The organism is Alkalicoccus chagannorensis DSM 18086, assembly GCF_000429725.1.
GTDB lineage: Bacteria > Bacillota > Bacilli > Bacillales > Salisediminibacteriaceae > Alkalicoccus > Alkalicoccus chagannorensis.
In genome coordinates, this window is sequence record NZ_KE386945.1 from 65,959 (window position 1) to 83,423 (window position 17,465).

Sequence of the window (17,465 nt, forward strand, 5' to 3'; positions counted from 1 at the left end):
GCTTGGTCGAAATTTCCGTGAATTGTCCGCACTTTCTCTCAGCTTGGTCACAATCGGCCGACATTGGCCGAAGTTGCAAGTTACCTCCCCTGAACCGAAAACAAGCAGCGTCCGCCGGTGCCGGCGGGCGCTGCTTGGTCGTCTCTTATGGACCGCCGGCTGCTAGTTTGACGTAGCGGCGGAACTGTTTTTCCCGGTGCCGGCGCAGCTGCTGGGCGACTTCCACTGGCACGGTGGAGAAGCGGATCACCTCGCCGGGGCGCATCTGGGCGACTTTCGGGAGGTCTTCATGGATCACGGTGGCGATCCTCGGATACCCGCCTGTCGTCTGCCGATCGGCCATGAGCAGGATCGGCTGGCCGCCGGCGGTGATCTGGATGGTTCCCATCGCCACAGCATCCGAGAGCATCCCCTCCGCTTCAGGGACATCCATTTCCGGACCTTCCAGCCGGCTTCCCATCCGGTCGACGTCGTTGGTGATCCGGTAGGTTTCACTCATGAAGAGCGACAGGGAGCCTGGAGCGTCGGGCCCTGGGATGATACGGACGGGACGGCCTTTATGGTAATCCGGCAGGAGCTCGTGATGCATGCGCCGGCGTCCCGTTGTCCGCCCCGGTGTTCCGAGGGGAATGACATCCCCGTTGCGCAGCTCCCGGCCGCGGAAGCCGCCGAGTTTCGCACGGATGTACGTGGCACGGCTGCCCATCACTTCCGGGACATCCACCCCGCCTGCTACGGCGATGTAGGCACGCACCCCGAACTTCGGTTCACCGAAGGACAGGACACTGCCTGCCGGTACGAGCACCGCCGTCCAGAGCGGGATCTTCTCTCCGTCCACAGCCGCGGAGAGGTCTGCTCCCCCGACAGCTATCCGGACCGGTTCGGAGAAAGAGAGCTCCGGCCCCATCATCGTAACTTCCAGGCCGGCGGCTCCCGGATCGTTCCCCGTAAGCACATTGCAGAGCCGGAGCGCCCACGGATCCATCGCTCCGCCGACGACGATGCCATACTGCTGAGCCCCGGTACGCCCCTGATCCTGAATCGTGGTCAGGAGTCCCTGTTTTCGAATCTTCATTTCAGCCATCGATGTCACCCGGCGGAACGACCGCCACCCTTTCCTCGTACAGCATTTCGCGGATTGCCGCGGCCAGTGCCGGTGATTCCGGCTTATCTCCGTGCAGGCAGATCGAGTCCGCCTGGATCGGCAGCACCGATCCGTCGGAGGCAGTCACCGTACCGTCCATTACCATCTGACGCACCTGCTGAAGCGCAGCTTCCCTTTCGAGCAGCGCTCCCTCTTCTGTCCGGGGCATCAACGTTCCGTCCGGCTGGTACCCGCGGTCGGCAAAGACTTCCGACACGACGCGCAGCCCGGCACGGCGTCCAGCTTCCAGCAGTTCACTGCCGGCGAGACCGTACAACAGCAGGTCTTTATCCCAGTCCGCCGCAGCCGCAGCGACCGCATCGGCTTTCTCTCTGGAAACAGCCGCTTCATTGTAAAGCGCTCCGTGCGGCTTCACGTGCTGCATCGGAACGTCCGCTTTCCGGCAGAAGCCTTCGAGAGACCCGAGCTGATACAGCACAGCGGTGTAGATATCTTCCGGAGACAGTCCGACCGTCCGCCGGCCGAACCCGCTTAAATCAGGGTAGCCGGGATGAGCGCCTACGGCCGTGCCATGCTCCGCTGCAAGCGCCGTTGTCCGGCGCATGACCGCAGGATCGCCTGCATGGAAACCACAGGCAGCATGAATCGAGCTGACGAGAGGAATCAAGTCCGCATCGCTGCCGATCGTATAGGCGCCGTAGCTTTCGCCAACGTCCGCATTCAGATCTACTTTGATCATGTGACATCCTCCCATTCTATCTCGTAGTCTCCACGCTCCACGCGCCGGGCGATCGATTCATATTCAGACGGCGTAATCCGCGAAAAGCGGAGACGGTCTCCCGCCTGCATCAGCACCAGGCTCTGGCGGTTCCGGTCGTAGAGACGCACCGGGGTCTGGCCGATCAGCTGCCATCCGCCTGGACTCTGCAGCGGGTAGATGCCAGTCTGTTCTCCGGCAATGCCTACCGCTCCGGCAGACACTTTCTGCCGTGGGGTGCGGCGGCGTTCCACGGCAATCGCCGGGTCCATCCCGCCGAGGTAGGGAAACCCGGGAATGAAACCGAGCATGTAGATGCGGTACTCGGCACGCGTATGGCGGTCGATCACTTCCTGTTCCGTCATGCCGCAATGCTCTGCTGTGTCAGACAGGTCCGGTCCGTAGCCGCTCCCGTAGCAGACGGGAATGAGCCAGCGTTTCGGTGCTGCCAGCGGGACGTCCTCCGCTTCGGTTTTCCAGACTGCCATGGCAGCTGCAGCCTCCTCATACGACCAGTGAAGCGGGTCATAAAACACCGTCACCGCACAGTAGGCCGGCACCCATTCGATGACCGCTGGATCCTTTTTCTCCTGCAGCACGGCGCAGAAGCGGCGGATCGCTTCGTGCACTTCTTCTGAAATCACCGACCCGAATGGGACCCGTACGGCCGCATCCCCGAGCGGCTGCATCTCCATGCTCATGCTCATAACGTCTCCTCCTGACTCGACGGCATCGGAAATGTCAGGCAGAACGAGGTCCCTTCGGACGACGTTCCTTTGAGATCCAGACTGCCGTTGTGATGGTTCATGATTCGTTCTGCAATCGTCAAGCCGAGCCCGGTCCCCTTTTCTTTCGTCGTGGCGAACGGGTCGAACATCCGCTCTGCTTTCTCCTGCGGAATCCCCGGCCCGTTATCCGCAATTTCCACGGTGTAGGTCCGGGTCCGGACTTTTCCGGTGATGTCGATCCGGCCGCCGTCGGGCATTGCCTCGATGCTGTTGCGGACCAGGTTGTGAAAGACCTGCTTCATCTGCGCCGCATCCAAGTCCAGCTCAACCGGCTCCAAGTCGACACAGATCTGCACGTGGTGGTTCGCTTCCTGTTCCTGAATCAGCGGCAGAATATCATTCAGCGTATTCTGCAGCCCGGTACGGATGAGTGCCGGCGCAGCCGGCTTGGAGAGCATCAGCATGTCTTCGATGATCGCGTTGATTCTCTCGATTTCCTTCAGCAGAAGATCCAGACGGAACTTTTCCTGTTCCTCCGGGTCCATCGAATGCCGCATGAGGCCGAGGAAGCCGTCGATCACCGCAAGCGGATTGCGGATTTCGTGCGCCGCTCCAGCCGAGAGCTCCCCGATGACCGCAAGCTTTTCCGTCTGGCGGACCTGTCGCTCCAGTTCTTCCGTTTCCGTAATATCGATGAAGTAAAAGACTTTCCCGATTGTTTCGTCCTCTTCGCCGGCGAGCCGCGACTGGGAAGCAAGAAACATCCTTTCTTCTCCATGTTCTTTATACAGGACTTTCTCATTGCTGAAAATGTGCTTCGACGTCAGTACATCCCAGAACCGGTGCACCCCGGCGGCCTCCCGTTTCAGCTCCGGCAGCTGGCGCACGTGGAAGTGGTCGCCGAGCCAGTCGCGGGCGGTGCGGTTGAGCTGCACTTCGCCGCTTCGTTCATCCGAAGTGACAATGCCGATCGGAAGCGAATCGAGAATCTGCTCGCGGTACATTTTGTCCGACAGCACCATGTCAAAGGACTGCTCCAGCTGTGTGGACATCTGATTGATGGAGCGTGCGAGCGGCGCCAGCTCCACCTGGGTCGTTTCTTCCACTTCCGCCCCGTACCGGCCGTCGGCAATCTGCTGCAGCTGGCTTTCCATCGTGCGCACCGGACGGGTGAATCCAGCGCTGATGCGGTAGGCGAAAAACATGGCCAGCAGAATCACGATCCCGGTCACGAGCACAAGCAGGTCGAGCGCATCGGAAATGATGACGTTCAGGTAGGACTGCTGGTCTTCCAGGCTGCCCTGTACTTCCTGCCGCGAAGCTTCGATATCGGTACGGAGTGATTCCAGCTCATCAAAATAAGTACTCTCTATGTATTCTGCCGCCCCGGCTTCATTCCCGATTTCAACGAGCCCGTGCACGTGATTTAAAATCATGAAATCCAGCCGCTCCAAATCCCGCTGCACCGGCTCGAGACTTTCCGGCGGGGCATCGTGGAGGGAGAGCATCGAGCTTTCGCCTTCATCCCGGAAATCCTCATAGTTCGCCACAAAGTCACAGCAGAAGCTGCTCTCCACGCCGAACTCGGTAAACTGCTCCTTCATCGCGATCTGCGACTCCCAGTGGGAAAGCCAGAGCAGCTCCGGCACTTCTTCTGTCGTCAACGATTCACTCACATCGCTCATATCATCGAGAGACAGGATGAAGAAAAAGGAGAGGCTGCTCATCACAGCCGTGAAAAGCAGCAGTACTGTCAGTATTTTTGCCCGGAGGCTCCAATGTTTGAACGTATTCTTCATACGATGCGCTCCTTCAGCTCTCCCGCTGCTTCAGCTGCTCCTGGTATCGTTTAACAGCTGCTTTTTCAGCATCGGTGTACATCGGACCAAGCGGAGCCACTCCGTATGCTCCGTCTTCGATCTCCAGTTCACGCACACCGCCCGGCAGACCTTCATCTGATAAGTAGTCTTCCATCATTATCTCATAAATCTGCGGAATATGCTGGGTTACACTGGTCAGAACGTGATTTTCTGCAAGCATGGATTGATCTTCGACGAATCCGACCGCGTACATATCTTCCTGCTCCATTTCACTGATGATGTAACGGTTGAACTGGTTCCCTCTCGTGTAAATGACGTCGACGCCCTGCGCTTTCAGCGATCTCATCGCCCGGAGTGCCTCTTCCCTGTCATTCCTGCTGACGACCGTCTCCAGCAGAATATCGGTGTCTGCATCGAGCCGCCCGGCCTCTTCGTAGACCGCCTCTGCGGCATGCCAGTCCCCTTCCATGCTGATCACGCCGATCCGGCCTGTTTCTGATTTCATGGAAGCAGCATGAAGCGCCGTTTTCTCTGCATCGGTAATATCAAACGTGTAGACCGTATAGTTCTCCTGATCGGAATCGCCGTGCAGCGTGACAAACGTGACGTCCGGATGCTCTTCGGCGTAGAGGGAGAAGATATCCGAGAATTCACTGCCGTGGCCGATGATGATGTCGCATCCTTGTTCTATTTCCCGGGAAATACGAAAGTCGCGCATCCGTTTCGTCGTCAAATGCGGATAAAAGGCGACCTCCGTATCGAAACGTTCTTCCAGGTGCAGCTTGCTTTCATACGCCAAGGCTCCCCAGCTCTGGTCGTTAGTAGAGTCCGAGGTCAGCATGGATACGTGCAGCGGTTCGTCCTGCGGCTCCTCATCATCCGAACCTGAGACGTGGGACGAGAGCATCTGCAGGGCGAGCAGCAGCAGTACCGCTGCCGCACCGGCAACAGCTAAAATGATCATGGACTGTTTCTTCTGCACCTGCATCCGCTTTTCCCCCTTCTTCACCAACCGCCCTTGGCCGTTTCCGTGTATCCTGGTTCTATTCCATCTGTAACAATAACTTTCCGCACAAACGACCTCACCTTCTCATCTTACCGGACGCGGGGGCTTTTCGTCTATAGACCGTGCGGATTATGTGGAATTTCGTCGAAAAAATGCATCCACTTCCACATGTTTTCCGGCTTTCTTCCGTGTCATTTCAGTACTGGAGCACTATAACATAGATGATAGACCTGCGTCGAAAGATACGATACAGGACCTCTGATTTATCACGGGACCGCCGGTACGTCGCCCCACGAAGCAGACCGTGTCGAATCACGACCGACTGAGCGAGACGCCGCTTTCCTCCTGTGGCATTGGATGCTTGTTACACACTCAAAAAAATCCCGCCGGAGACGAGGCTCTGGCGGGATAATACGTGACTGGATGGAGCGTGCTGCAGGATCAGCCCGTATTCAGAAGTCCTGCGGCGACGCCGCTGATCGTCAGCAGTACTTCCGTGAGTACTTCTTCCGAATCTTCTGCTTCGTCCGAGCGCAGCTTCTGAATGAGGTCTACCTGCATGAAGTTGAGTGGATCGACATACGGATTACGCAGATGCACGGAGCCCTGGATGTTCGGAGTGAAGTCCAGCAGCTCGTCGGACTGCGAAATCTTGAGCAGCATGTCTTTCGTGCGGTCATACTCTGCCTGAATGTCCCCGAAGATCCGCTGCCCAACCTCCTGATCTTCCACCAGGTTGACGTATTCTTTCGCGGTCATGAGGTCTGCTTTCATCAGTGCCATCTGCAGGTTGTTGATCGTCGACTGGAAAAACGGCCACTGCTGGTACATCGCGCGGAGTGTCTCCAGCGCTTCATCGCCGCCGTTTTCGACATAGGCTGCGAGTCCCGTACCGGACGCATACCACGCCGGGATCATCTGGCGGCACTGCGTCCAGGCAAAGACCCAAGGGATCGCCCGCAGATCTTCAAATTTTTCCGAGCCCTTCCGGCTCATCGGGCGTGAACCAATGTTAAGCTCCCGCAGTTCGTTGAGCGGCGTGGTCTGCTTAAAGTACGTCAGAAAATCATCGTCTCCGAAGACAAGGTTCTGGTACTTTTTCAGCGAGTGATCCGAGATCGTTTCGATCGCGTCCTCCCACTCCTGCTTCAGTCCGGTCATCGCCGCTTCATCCTTGTGTACTTTCGACGTGGACTGAATGAGCGCAGAAGCTGCCTGCTCGAGGTTGCGGAACGCAATGTCGCCGAGCATATACCGGGAGGAGAGCACTTCGCCCTGCTCCGTAATCTTCACGCCGTCGCCGAGCGTTTCCGCCGGCTGGGAAATGATACTCCGGTTGAGCGGCCCGCCACCACGGCCGAGCGATCCGCCGCGTCCGTGGAAAAATTTCAGGCCAATGTTGTACTCCCGGGCCATGTTGTGAATTTCCTGCTGGGCTTTGAAGAGCTTCCAGTTGGCGGTGAGTGTCCCGCCGTCTTTGCTCCCGTCCGAGTAGCCGAGCATAATTTCCTGATGGTCGCCGCGCTTTTCGATATGGCTGCGGTACAGATCCATGTCGAATAGCGTCTGCATGATTTTCGGTCCGGCAATCAAGTCGTCGACCGTTTCCAGCAGCGGGGCGACATTGAGGTTGCTTTCCACAGTGCCGTCCACGTGCAGTCGGTAGATCCCCGCTTCTTTTGCGAGCACGAGCACTTCGAGCAGGTCACTCGCGGACTGCGTCATGCTGATCAAGTACACTTCCACGGAGCGCTTACCGAATTCTTCGTGCGCACTCTGGATCATCTTGAACACATCGAAGATATCCTGCGTTTCCTTCGAGTAGTCTTCGTTCAGCAGCATGAGCGGACGAGGGTCTTTCAATACTTTTTCCAGAACGTTGAGCTTCTCCTGTTCTTCCAGAGAGGCATAGTCCTCTGCAATGCCGACGACTTTCAGCATTTCAGAAACCGCCTGTTCGTGCTCCCCGCTGTGGTTACGGACGTCGAGCGTAGCGAGGTGAAAGCCGAACAGCTTCACCTGGCGGATCAGTTTGTTCAGCTTCTTGAGCTTCACGCCCTCGAGCTGATGCTCCATGGCTGTCTCTTCGATCATGAGCAGATCCCGCTCCAGCTCCTCGGCATGCGTATAGGCGTGACGGCTGTTTTTGCTGTCAACCGCACGCAGGCGCTTGAGCATCACGGCAAATTTACGACGGTATACTTCGCCTTCAATCTGCCACTTTTCTCTACCGGTCAAATACTGCTTTTCCTGTTCTTCCACGTGCTTCACGAAGTCTTCGGATACGCTGACGCGTGAGGTGGACTGACTGAAGCGCTTCATCAGCTCCGTGATGCCTTCATCATATTTGCGGAGCACGAGGCCGCGCTGCAGCTTCAACGTCTCCCACGTCACGTCCGGTGTCACGAATGGATTGCCGTCACGGTCCCCGCCGATCCACGAGCCGAAGTTCAGGAAGTTCGGTACTTTCCACTTCCGGTCGGTGAAATAATCGTTCAGCTGGTCCTCCAGTTCGGTATGTACCGCTGGAAGCACATCGAACAGCGTCTCATCAAAGTAGTAGAGTCCGTTCTTCACTTCGTCGATGACAGTCGGCTTCCGGTGACGCAGCTCATCCGTCTGCCAGAGCGCCGTCACTTCGTTCACGAGACTTTCTTCCAGATTGCGGCGCTTTTTATACGGAAGCGTCGGCTGATCGAGTTTCTGCAGAATCGTGGAAATCCGCTTCTGGATTTCCAGGACGGTCCGTTTCGTCGCTTCGGTCGGGTGCGCGGTCATGATCAGTTCGATCGACAGGTCATCAATGATGGACTGTACCGTTGCATCATCATGGTTGTCGTTCTGCAGGGCGATGATCGCTTCCTGCATCGAATGCCGCTGCACGTCGCTGTCGCGCTCGAGCCGGTAAAACTGCGAACGGCGGATGCGGTGGTTCTGCTCCGCAATATTGACAAGGTGAAAATAGATCGCAAACGCACGGATCACCTGCTGGCGCATCGGCGATTTCAACGTCGTGATTTCCTCTTTGAGATGACGGTACTTCGTATCATCATATTCGTCGCGGAGACCTTTCGTCAGTTCGCGGATATCTTCCACTTTATTGAAGAGTTCGTCGCCTCCGTGCTTTTTAAGTACTTCCCCGAGGATGTTCCCCAGCTTTTTCACATCGTTTCTCAGGTGCACGTTCTGATCTTCTGTTTGTGTCATCTCGATCCCTCCTGATAAAAAATGCAGGCAGCCTGTCCACAGGCGGCAGCTGTTGGCTGAAGCGGTGTTTTCCTGCTCCTGCGTGCGGCGGTGCTGCAGAGAAACATGCCTTCTGCAGCACGGTTGAGAGCCTTAACGGGTCAGCCGGGAGGGGATGTGCGCGGGACGTATTTTGTCCGGCCCGTCACACTGCGTCCCACCCACGGCAGAAACTGCCCCTGTCTGATATAACCAACATCATAACAGAAGCAGCAAGAAATAATCAATTTTTTCATACAATTCTTACGTGCAGCGCGCATTCAGGTGGAATCGGGTGAATCCGCCTGCTGAAAGCGTATCAGCCCGTTCAGCCGCAGCTTTCTGCCCGCCATTCTCTGCCAGCGGGATTGCTCCCGCACGCCTGTATCAGATGATCCCCTGGATCCGCAGCACGACTTCGGCAATCAGCGCGGAGCCGATGAAGGTTCCCAGAAGTACGAGACTCGCGACGACCAGCGTCCGCCAGCCGAGCTTGGCAAAGTCGGCCCAGGACCGTCCGATGGCAATCCCTGCATAAGCAAGGATCGGGGTTGTTAGAGCAAGCAGCTCCACCTGCCCGGTCCACTCTGCCACGTAGGCCGAACCCGGGGTCCACGGCGTCGAGACGAGGATGCCGATAATCGCGATATAGGCCACGCTCGGAAAGCGGAGCGGAATGACTTCCGCTGCAATAAAGCCCGCGAGACAGACGAGAATCAGGATGATCATGCCGGGCACCGCCTGCAGCGGCATAATCCCGTAGCCGAGCCAGTTGCCAAAAAGCGCTGAAATACCGAAAATCACGAGCAGAATCGTCCATTCCTGTATGTTGTTAAGCATCTCCGCCACCTCCTCTGCGCTTCTCCATCATCCGGTATAGTTTTTCGGTCAACGGCAGACCGATAAAGATACTGACATACAGCCCGGTGGAAAGCGACAGCAGGTTGCTCGCTCCGGCAAAGGCGACAATCGTATTTTCCATATCCGGGAAAGCTCCGATCAGCGATCCGCTCGCCGCAGCCATCATGCTGCCGCTGCCAATCCCCGAAGCCATCGCAAAAGAGTACGGATGCAGCGGCGTGAGCGTAGCCAGAAAGCCGGCGATGAGGCCCATAAACACCGCACCGAACACCGTGCCGAAAATATAGACGGCCATCACCCCTCGTCCCTCCGGGGAATTGATGCCGAAACGATCCATGATCAATCCGACGTTCGGTTCCCGTGCGACCGAGTGGGTCATGCCGACCGCCTCCCGCTTCAGTCCAAGCATCAGCGCAATCGGCAGCGCGACGAGAATCGTCCCGAGGTTGCCGAGCTCCTGGAGCAGCAGCGCCGGGCCGGCGGCAATGATCTCTGGCAGATCCGGGCCGATAATGACGCCGATTTTCGCCAGCAGCAGCGCGACTCCGAGTACGAGCAGCGGTTCTGCATGTTTGGACTGCTCCTCCCCGGCGAGCGGGGAAAAGAACACGACCAGCCCGATGATGATGGCATACAGCATCGGCAGCAGCAGCACAACCCCCGGCCCTACGCTGAATTCAAACTGACCAATCGATTCGGCAATGATGACGATCGCAAACACAATCACGTGAAGGCGCCAGTCCTTCCACAGTCCATTCGCTTTCTCCCTACTCAACATGACCACCCCGCTCCCTGAATTTAGGACAAACCCTGATAAAGAGGGAAGATCCCCCGGGCCTTAGCAGCCTGGGGGATCTCCGCTGTTTATTTTCCGTGGTGCATCGATTTCGCTTCCTCGAACTGCTGCTTCATGTTCTCTGTCGGTCCAGGACCGATCAGACTGAAGATGACAATAGCAATAGAGGAGAAGAGGAAGCCTGGTACCAGTTCATACATGTCGAACAGCGCCCCGATTCCGGCTGCCAGCGCATCTGGCGCAAACTGGGCGAAGAACTCACCCGGCGGCATGCCGAGCCACGTGGCAATGTTGAGCCAAACGACGACGGTACCGCCGCCGACGATCATACCGGCAAGCGCTCCGTTGCGGGTCATGCCTTTCCAGAAGAGGGCGAAGATGACCAGCGGTCCGAACGTGGCACCTAATCCGGCCCATGCGTTCGCTACGAGATCCATGACGGTCGAATCCGGATCCTGCGCCAGAATCAGCGCAACGATCGCGATCGCAAGAACGCCAAAACGCCCTACCCAGACGAGTTCTTTCTGGGACGCGTTCTTCCGCAGCATTCCTTTATAAATGTCTTCTGCCAGCGCGGAAGAAGAGACGAGCAGCTGGGAGTCAATCGTGCTCATGATAGCGGCAAGCACCGCAGCTAAAAGCACACCAGCGACAATCGGATGAAAGAGCACCTGCGTAAACATCAATAGAACCGATTCCGGGTCATCAAGCGGCTGGTCGGCAAAGTAGGCAATACCGACGAGGCCGGTGAAGACCGCACCCGTCATCGAGAGCAGCACCCAGGAAATCCCGATCGCCTGTGCTTTCGGAAGTTCCTTCATGGAACGGATCGCCATGAAACGAACGATAATATGCGGCTGGCCGAAGTAACCGAGCCCCCACCCGAGAAGGGAGATGATGCCTATCGCACCGACGCCGCCGCCGAGAAGGTTCAAGTTCTGAGGATCCACGTCCCGAATCGTATCGAATGTCGGACCGATTCCCCCAAGCTCCATCATCGCGATGACTGGAATAATGATGAGCGCGAGGAACATGAGAATCCCCTGCACAAAGTCTGTCCAGCTGACGGCTAAAAACCCGCCGAGGAACGTGTAGGCAATAATGATAGCAGCTCCTACCCAGAGTGCCGTGTTCTGATCCATCCCGAAGGAGCTTTCAAACAGGACAGAACCGCCGACGAGGCCGGATGATACGTAAAAGGTAAAGAAAAAGAGCAGCAGTACAGCAGAAACAATCCGCAGAATCCGTGCTCCGTCGTCAAAACGGTTCTCAAAAAAGTCCGGCAGCGTAATCGCATCGCCTGCAACTTCCGTATAGGCCCGGAGACGCCCTGCCACGAACATCCAGTTGATGATCGCACCTGCAGCAAGACCAATCGCAATCCACGCCTCCACTAGACCCGCGGCGTACAACGCCCCCGGCAGTCCGATCAGCAGCCAGCTGGACATGTCCGAAGCACCGGCTGACAAGGCTGCGACCCCTGCGCCGAGTCGGCGCCCGCCGAGCACGTAGTCGGACAAGTTGTTGGTCATTCTGTAAGCAATAAAACCGAGTGCCAGCATACCAATCAAGTACACAGCAAACACGATGATAATGGTTGTTTGACCTTCCACCATCATGATGGATTCCCCCTTCTAGTTATGTCTGTATCCGCCGACCTCCACCCTCCTTTGACAATTTTGTGAACTTTTCCTGCTGCTTTCATTATAGTCGCAAAGGGAGGAATTGACCAGTGCTATTTTTCTAGAGAGGGCCGCCTCTTTTACTAAAAACCTCCTCTTTTCGTGCATCGAAAGAAGCAGGCAGCGGTCGGCACTATGATCAGCGGAGCCGTTTGGCAGTGCTACACGTCCGTCCGCTGCCGGAAACCTTGTCGACTCGACAGGCAAAGCTTGACGCCCGCCCTGAAAAGCTCGACGCCCTGTGGCGAAAGTCTGTCGCCCCGGGGAAGAAGCCCGCCAAACGGACCTTGCCTCGCCACTCGAGTGAAGAGGTACGTCGAGGTATACCTCCAACCTTGTCGACTCGTCGTCGTACCCTCGCCACACCGGAGCATCTGCTTCTCTCCCGCACTACAGCAACAACTCGATACGCTCGTACCAGAGCCGGCACGGCAGCGCGCCGCGTTCGAGAGACGAGCGGGACAGCACCAACGAGATGGACCTACGTGGATGCTTGGTGCGTTTGCTCTCATCCTTACTAGGATCCTTTCGTCGGAGTGGCGGGTGCAGAGAAAAGAGAGCCGTTTTCGTTTTCCCGCGCAAAGAGGAAACCGCCATGCCTGAGGAGTATCGAATTCTCTGCGCTTTCCCCGGCTGCCACGAGCAGCCGGCGGAAACGAGCTCATCGACGTTTGTGCTGCGGCTGATCCAAAAGCGCGTCGCTTCACCAAACGTTTGAGTCGCTTCCCCCTGCCGGGCGGGCGGTTCAGCGCCGCCCGCGCGTCGCTTTCCGACTTTTTTGAGCCACTCCGCTGTTTTTGAGCCACTTCGCTGCCGCTTTGAGCCGCTTTTATCCGAGATGCCGACGCTTCGCCCGGGTTTTGAGCCACCGATACCGCCAACCCCTTCATCCACCTAACCCCTTCCAGTCCCCGGCTGCCACGGGCAGCCGGCGGAAATGAGCTCATCGAGGCTTGTTGTGCTGCGGCTGATCTAAAAGTGCGTCGCTTTACAAAAACTTTGAGTCGCTTTGCTCTGCGTGGCGGGCGGTTCAGCGCCGCCCGCGAGTCGCTTCCCGACTTTTTTGAGTCACTTTGCTGTTTTTGAGCCACTTTGCGACCATTTTGAGCCACTTCTGCCCGACATGCCGACGCTTTGCCCGGGGTTTGAGCCACCGAAACCGCCAGCAGCCCTTCATCCACCTGACCCCTTCCAGTCCCCGGCTGCCACGGGCAGCACACGAGGCCGGCCACTGTATTGGGACACCTTTCTTAAAACAAAAAAAGCACCCGTATCCCGGGCCGCGGCCGGCGGCGGAGATACGGATGCTTCGTGGGTAGTTAGTTTCGGCACTGACGGTTACAGGCGGATACGGGTACCGGCCGAGGCCTTCTTTTCAACACTGGACTGACTCGGCTGAATCGTCCAGCCGGTAATCCGCAGGGCTTCCTGCATCGACGGTGCGATCCGGATGCGGCAGCTCTGCATCATCTGCGCGTGAAGTTCGCGTGCCTGGTCGGGCCGGACCCCGGTGAGAACCGTCCCGGCTCCGATGAGCTCCAGACTGTCTGCCAGTTCCATGATGCGCGCGGTCATTGCTTCTGATTTACGGACAAGGCCTGAGATGTCGAGAATCAGATGGTCGTATCCTTCTTCGGATACAGAGCGCAGCACCTGATCCATAACAACTGCGGCCCGTTCTTTCGTCATCTCCCCCGTGAGCGGGAGAATGGCTGTACCCGGCGCGAGCGTCACGATCGGTACTTCGGCATACGTGAGACGATCTCTTTCCTCATCAACACTCAGCACGGACTGAAGCAGTCTCGCCATCGTTTCCATCAGCGACTGCTCTTTTTCCGTGAACGTGCGCCGGCTGCTGCTCAGCGCGCACAGTGTGCCGAAAGCGTCGCCTCCTTCTTTATAAACAGGAACGCCGATCAGGCCGTGCCCCTCAATCCCGAGCTTCGTCGAGGTTTCCTCTGTCAGTTCATGCGTCTGAACATCTTCCAGCTGCAGCGGCACCCGGCCGCTGTTAAGTATGTGCTGTCAGTAGGAATCCTTCATTGGAACTTGAATGCCTTCCGATACAAGGGTTGTTTCTTTATTGTAGGCGTGCAGCACGGTCATGCTGCCACGGTCAAATCTCGTTAAATAAACGGTGTTCAAATCGAGAATATCGCTGATCCGCTCCAGAACGGAGACAGCTGTATCCTCGAGTTCCCTCCGGGTCTGTCTACTGTAATTCATTCCGACCCCTCCTCTGTTTCCTGCATTCTAACATAGATGAAGGAAAAGTATATCTTTTCAGCAATTTTCGTCTACAGCGCGTATACTATAGAAAACGAATGGAGGGAACGACTGTGAGCCTACTGCTTCTTACCGGTCCATCTGAATCTTATCCGGCACACGAAACGGCAGCAATGCTGCGAAGTGCTGCCACCCGGGTTTTTCCTGAGGAAACTCTGACTACCATCCCTCTCCACCGCAGCTCACTGCCTGCGTTCCAGCACCGTTCTCCGCAGCCGGTGCTGCAGGAGGAAAACACCCTATGGATCGATGCGTCCCGCATTCTGCCGACCGACGCGGATCTGCTTCACTCCAACACATACCCAGTCGGCAGGCACATCAAAGAAGCGGCGGAGCGCCGTACGATCCTGCTTGCCGGCGCCGCACCAGCTGCGGACGGTGGGTTCGGTCTGCTGGAGGCACTCGGCGCCCGCTATTTTTCACAGGACGGCAGCGAAATCACCGCTCTATCTGCCGCAGATCTGAGCAGCATTCACCGTGTCCACCTGCCCGACCTTCCGGATGTCCACATCTGGACGACCGATACACTCCCCGTCACCGGCCCCTACGGCACGGCCGCCCACGCCGGAAGAGAAAGCGGTCTGTCCGATGGCGCTATTGAATTTCTCGAAAGAAGCCTCACCGGCTCCATTCAGCGCCTGTTCCCCCGGGCCGACCTTCATGCCCCGGGCAGCGGCGCCGCAGGGGGTGCCGTCTGTGTGCTTCAGGCAATCGGCTTCCCTGTAGTCACAGAAGCAGAAGGAGTATGGTACGAGCTCCCGGAAAAACTTCCTGAGGCCGGAATGATGATTACCGCAGGGGACCTGTCCCACAGCCTTCTCGCTGCGATCGATGCGGCAGCGCGCACCCGGGGAGCCCGGCGTCTGCATCTCCCACCAATGGACGACGCCCCGGACAAAGATATCATACGAAAGATGGAGGAAATCCTTTCATCTTCCTCTTCTTCTCGGGATGATACGTGAGATCCCTACGCGAAAAGACGCCAGAACGAGAATAATTTTCCAATTACTTCATGCTTTGAAATGAGAAAACAGCCTCCCAATTTCTGTTTTTAAATGATACAATAAGTATCGGGTCATTATTAGTGACGAACGATGAAGGAGGGGAAAGCCTTGGCAAGACTACGATCATTCCGTGGTGATTTTTACGAGGGGACGCTCGTCATTCTGGATATTGCCAGTACGTCCAGCAGCGGCACCTATTATTCAGGAGTGCTGCTTCGTGAAATGGAAGAACCGGTGTTCGAATGGATTCATGAAGAGGATTCGCGCATGCTCGACGGCCGCGAAAGCCACATGTATGTCAGCCCATTTCTGAAACCATTCGGCGGCCGGGTCGGACTCGGAACAAGACTTCGGGACATCCTGGACAACGAGGCGCCGCAGACAGAGAGCCGGACATCCTGATCTGTGAAAGGAAGAGAACCTTCAGGTTGTCTTCCTTTTGAAGCACACAGCAAGCTACATACAAAAAAGGACTCCCGCTGCAGCAAAGCCGTCCACTTTTCCTCGTGCGGAGGACGAATCACGCTGAGCACGAACCTGGAGTACCCTGCCCGCCTTTACAGCGGACAGGGCTTTTTTGCGTGAAGAAGATGAAGCCGCCGGTCGGTCTGCGTATGGCGCGGATGGCGCAAAGGCCGGAGCATCTCCACTCACTGTCTCACCTTTAGACGAGTGGCTCCAAGTGTCTTCCGGGCGTCCCGCCTGCAGCCGGCTTCTGCCTCTCTATCCGAGCGACCTTCTGGAGAGAATGCTTTTTTCTCTTCTCTCTACGCCAAGCAGCAGCCGACTGCTTTTTTCCCTGCCCCATCGTCGGGAGAAACCTTGTCGACTGGGCAGGCAAAGCCCGTCGCCCGAAATCAAAACCTCGACGCCCCGCGGCAAAACCTCGTCGCCCCGGAGAAAAAGCCCGCCAGACGGCTTCGACCCCGCCAGACGAGGCGAGAGGTACGTCGAGGTATGCACGAAACCCTGTCGACTCAGAAGAAAAGCCCGCCACTGCGAAGCACCTTCTTCAAACGACGCGGCGCGGCACCTTCTCCAACCGTGAGAACGTATCTATTCTTATCACGTGACGAAAAAAGCAGCAGGGAAGAGGCCCTGTCCGCCTCTTCCCTGCTCTGACTTCTTTCTGCTGTTACCGCTGCTGCTGCATCCGCTCCAGCATGGATGCACCGATGACGCCGGCATGGCTGCCGAGGGCAGCCGGGCGGATGACGACCCGGCCACGCAGGCTTTCGTACACTTTGCTGTCCAGGCGCTGCTTGATCAATGGGAGCAGCACCTCTGCGGCATTCATCACCCCGCCGCCGAGAATCAGGCGTTCCGGATTGACCGTATGGATGATGTTGGCCAGCCCGCGCGCGGTCCACTCACTCCATTCGGCCACCACCGGTAGTGCGGCTTCTTCGCCGCGGCCGGCTGCTTCTGTCAACGCCGCTGCGGTAGCGTAGCCGGCCTCTAGCGCCTTCGCCTGAAGGGCCGTTCCGGACGCAAGGGATTCCCACGCCCCTTGGTTCATCCCCTCCTGTTCCGGACTTTCGTCGGCAATAATCATGTTTCCGATTTCCGCGGCATTCCGATCTGCGCCGACGAGGAGCCGGTCGCCGTTGACAATGCCTCCGCCGACCCCGGTGCTGATCGTGATGAACACCATGCTGGCCGCGCCGGCACCGGCGCCGGCCAGATACTCGCCGACAGCGGCAGCATTGGCGTCGTTCTCGAGGAGAAACGTCCTCGGGATCGCCTTCTGCATCTTTTCTACGATCGGAAATCCGTGCCATCCCGGCAGGTTCGGCGGATCGAGAAAGATCCCGCGGTCCGGGTCGAGCGGTCCGGGCGCTGCCATGCCGACGGCCCCCGGCGCTTCCTGCAGCCAGCCTTCCAGCCAGCCCTGAACCTTCTTCACCGCTTCGTCGGGACGGTCCGGCGTGGCTGCTGAACAGAAATCCTCCACCCGCCCGTCATTCGACACGAGCGCAGCCTTGATCGTCGTTCCCCCAATATCAATACCAATCCGGCTCATAGGAACCCCCTCCTCTTCTGCGCACATTATAGCAGAAGCCTGCTGCGCCGCCTACACCTGTTTTTTGAAGGGAAAGGAATTGACAAACAGCCTGTTTTTAGTAGAATAAAATTGGATTAGCACTCCGTGTTCGTGAGTGCTAAAAGAATGAGTCGACAAAGGAGCGGGTTAC

14 protein-coding genes are annotated in these 17,465 nt (G+C 57.4%); 2 read left to right on the forward strand and 12 right to left on the reverse strand.

The window, feature by feature from the left end; all coding sequences use genetic code 11:
- Nucleotides 1-145 precede the first annotated feature (145 nt).
- The 11 genes from G477_RS0117065 to G477_RS0117120 all read right to left on the reverse strand — a co-directional run bounded on the left by G477_RS0117065 (nt 146) and on the right by G477_RS0117120 (nt 14,206).
- Nucleotides 146-1,084 carry a 5-oxoprolinase subunit C family protein gene (locus tag G477_RS0117065; protein ID WP_026698944.1) on the reverse strand — a complete coding sequence of 313 codons (939 nt, stop codon included), beginning with the start codon at nt 1,082-1,084 and terminating at the stop codon, nt 146-148.
- Entirely contained in the window at nt 1,077-1,844 is a 768-nt protein-coding gene (locus tag G477_RS0117070; protein WP_026698945.1) for a LamB/YcsF family protein, read from the reverse strand. Before G477_RS0117070 ends, G477_RS0117065 begins: the two co-directional genes overlap by 8 nt.
- Nucleotides 1,841-2,569, reverse strand: a complete 729-nt coding sequence (gene pxpB / locus G477_RS0117075; RefSeq protein WP_026698946.1) for a 5-oxoprolinase subunit PxpB — start codon at nt 2,567-2,569, stop codon at nt 1,841-1,843. Before pxpB ends, G477_RS0117070 begins: the two co-directional genes overlap by 4 nt.
- Nucleotides 2,566-4,389 (reverse strand): sensor histidine kinase, encoded by a 1,824-nt coding sequence (locus tag G477_RS0117080; protein WP_026698947.1) that lies wholly within the window; start codon nt 4,387-4,389, stop codon nt 2,566-2,568. Before G477_RS0117080 ends, pxpB begins: the two co-directional genes overlap by 4 nt.
- 13 nt (nt 4,390-4,402) lie before the next feature.
- A complete protein-coding gene (locus G477_RS0117085) occupies nt 4,403-5,398 on the reverse strand; it encodes a BMP family ABC transporter substrate-binding protein (protein WP_051288191.1) in 996 nt (331 codons plus the stop codon).
- A 459-nt stretch (nt 5,399-5,857) separates the two neighbouring features.
- The gene (gene ppc, locus G477_RS0117090; protein ID WP_026698949.1) at nt 5,858-8,623 is read right to left on the reverse strand and encodes a phosphoenolpyruvate carboxylase; all 2,766 of its coding nucleotides are present in this window, start codon (nt 8,621-8,623) and stop codon (nt 5,858-5,860) included.
- 405 nt (nt 8,624-9,028) lie between these two features.
- Nucleotides 9,029-9,481 (reverse strand): hypothetical protein, encoded by a 453-nt coding sequence (locus G477_RS0117095; RefSeq protein WP_026698950.1) that lies wholly within the window; start codon nt 9,479-9,481, stop codon nt 9,029-9,031.
- Complete coding sequence (locus tag G477_RS0117100; protein ID WP_035212325.1) at nt 9,474-10,280, reverse strand: DUF3100 domain-containing protein; 807 nt, start codon at nt 10,278-10,280, stop codon at nt 9,474-9,476. The genes G477_RS0117095 and G477_RS0117100 overlap by 8 nt, the downstream gene beginning before the upstream one ends.
- Before the next feature lie 86 nt (nt 10,281-10,366).
- On the reverse strand, nt 10,367-11,914 hold the full coding sequence (gene putP / locus G477_RS0117105) for a sodium/proline symporter PutP (RefSeq protein ID WP_026698952.1): 1,548 nt from the start codon (nt 11,912-11,914) through the stop codon (nt 10,367-10,369).
- Nucleotides 11,915-13,318: 1,404 nt separating this feature from the next.
- Nucleotides 13,319-13,981, reverse strand: coding sequence for an STAS domain-containing protein (locus G477_RS0117115; protein ID WP_026698954.1), 663 nt, complete (start codon nt 13,979-13,981; stop codon nt 13,319-13,321).
- A gap of 24 nt (nt 13,982-14,005) precedes the next feature.
- The gene (locus G477_RS0117120) at nt 14,006-14,206 is read right to left on the reverse strand and encodes a hypothetical protein (RefSeq protein ID WP_026698955.1); all 201 of its coding nucleotides are present in this window, start codon (nt 14,204-14,206) and stop codon (nt 14,006-14,008) included.
- A 113-nt stretch (nt 14,207-14,319) separates the two neighbouring features.
- Between G477_RS0117120 and G477_RS0117125 the strand changes: the two genes are divergently transcribed.
- Nucleotides 14,320-15,228, forward strand: coding sequence for a glycerate kinase (locus tag G477_RS0117125; RefSeq protein WP_026698956.1), 909 nt, complete (start codon nt 14,320-14,322; stop codon nt 15,226-15,228).
- A gap of 150 nt (nt 15,229-15,378) precedes the next feature.
- Nucleotides 15,379-15,672, forward strand: a complete 294-nt coding sequence (locus tag G477_RS0117130; protein ID WP_026698957.1) for a hypothetical protein — start codon at nt 15,379-15,381, stop codon at nt 15,670-15,672.
- A gap of 733 nt (nt 15,673-16,405) precedes the next feature.
- Here the strand turns inward: G477_RS0117130 and G477_RS0117140 are convergent.
- On the reverse strand, nt 16,406-17,293 hold the full coding sequence (locus tag G477_RS0117140; RefSeq protein ID WP_026698959.1) for an ROK family protein: 888 nt from the start codon (nt 17,291-17,293) through the stop codon (nt 16,406-16,408).
- Nucleotides 17,294-17,465: the final 172 nt, after the last annotated feature.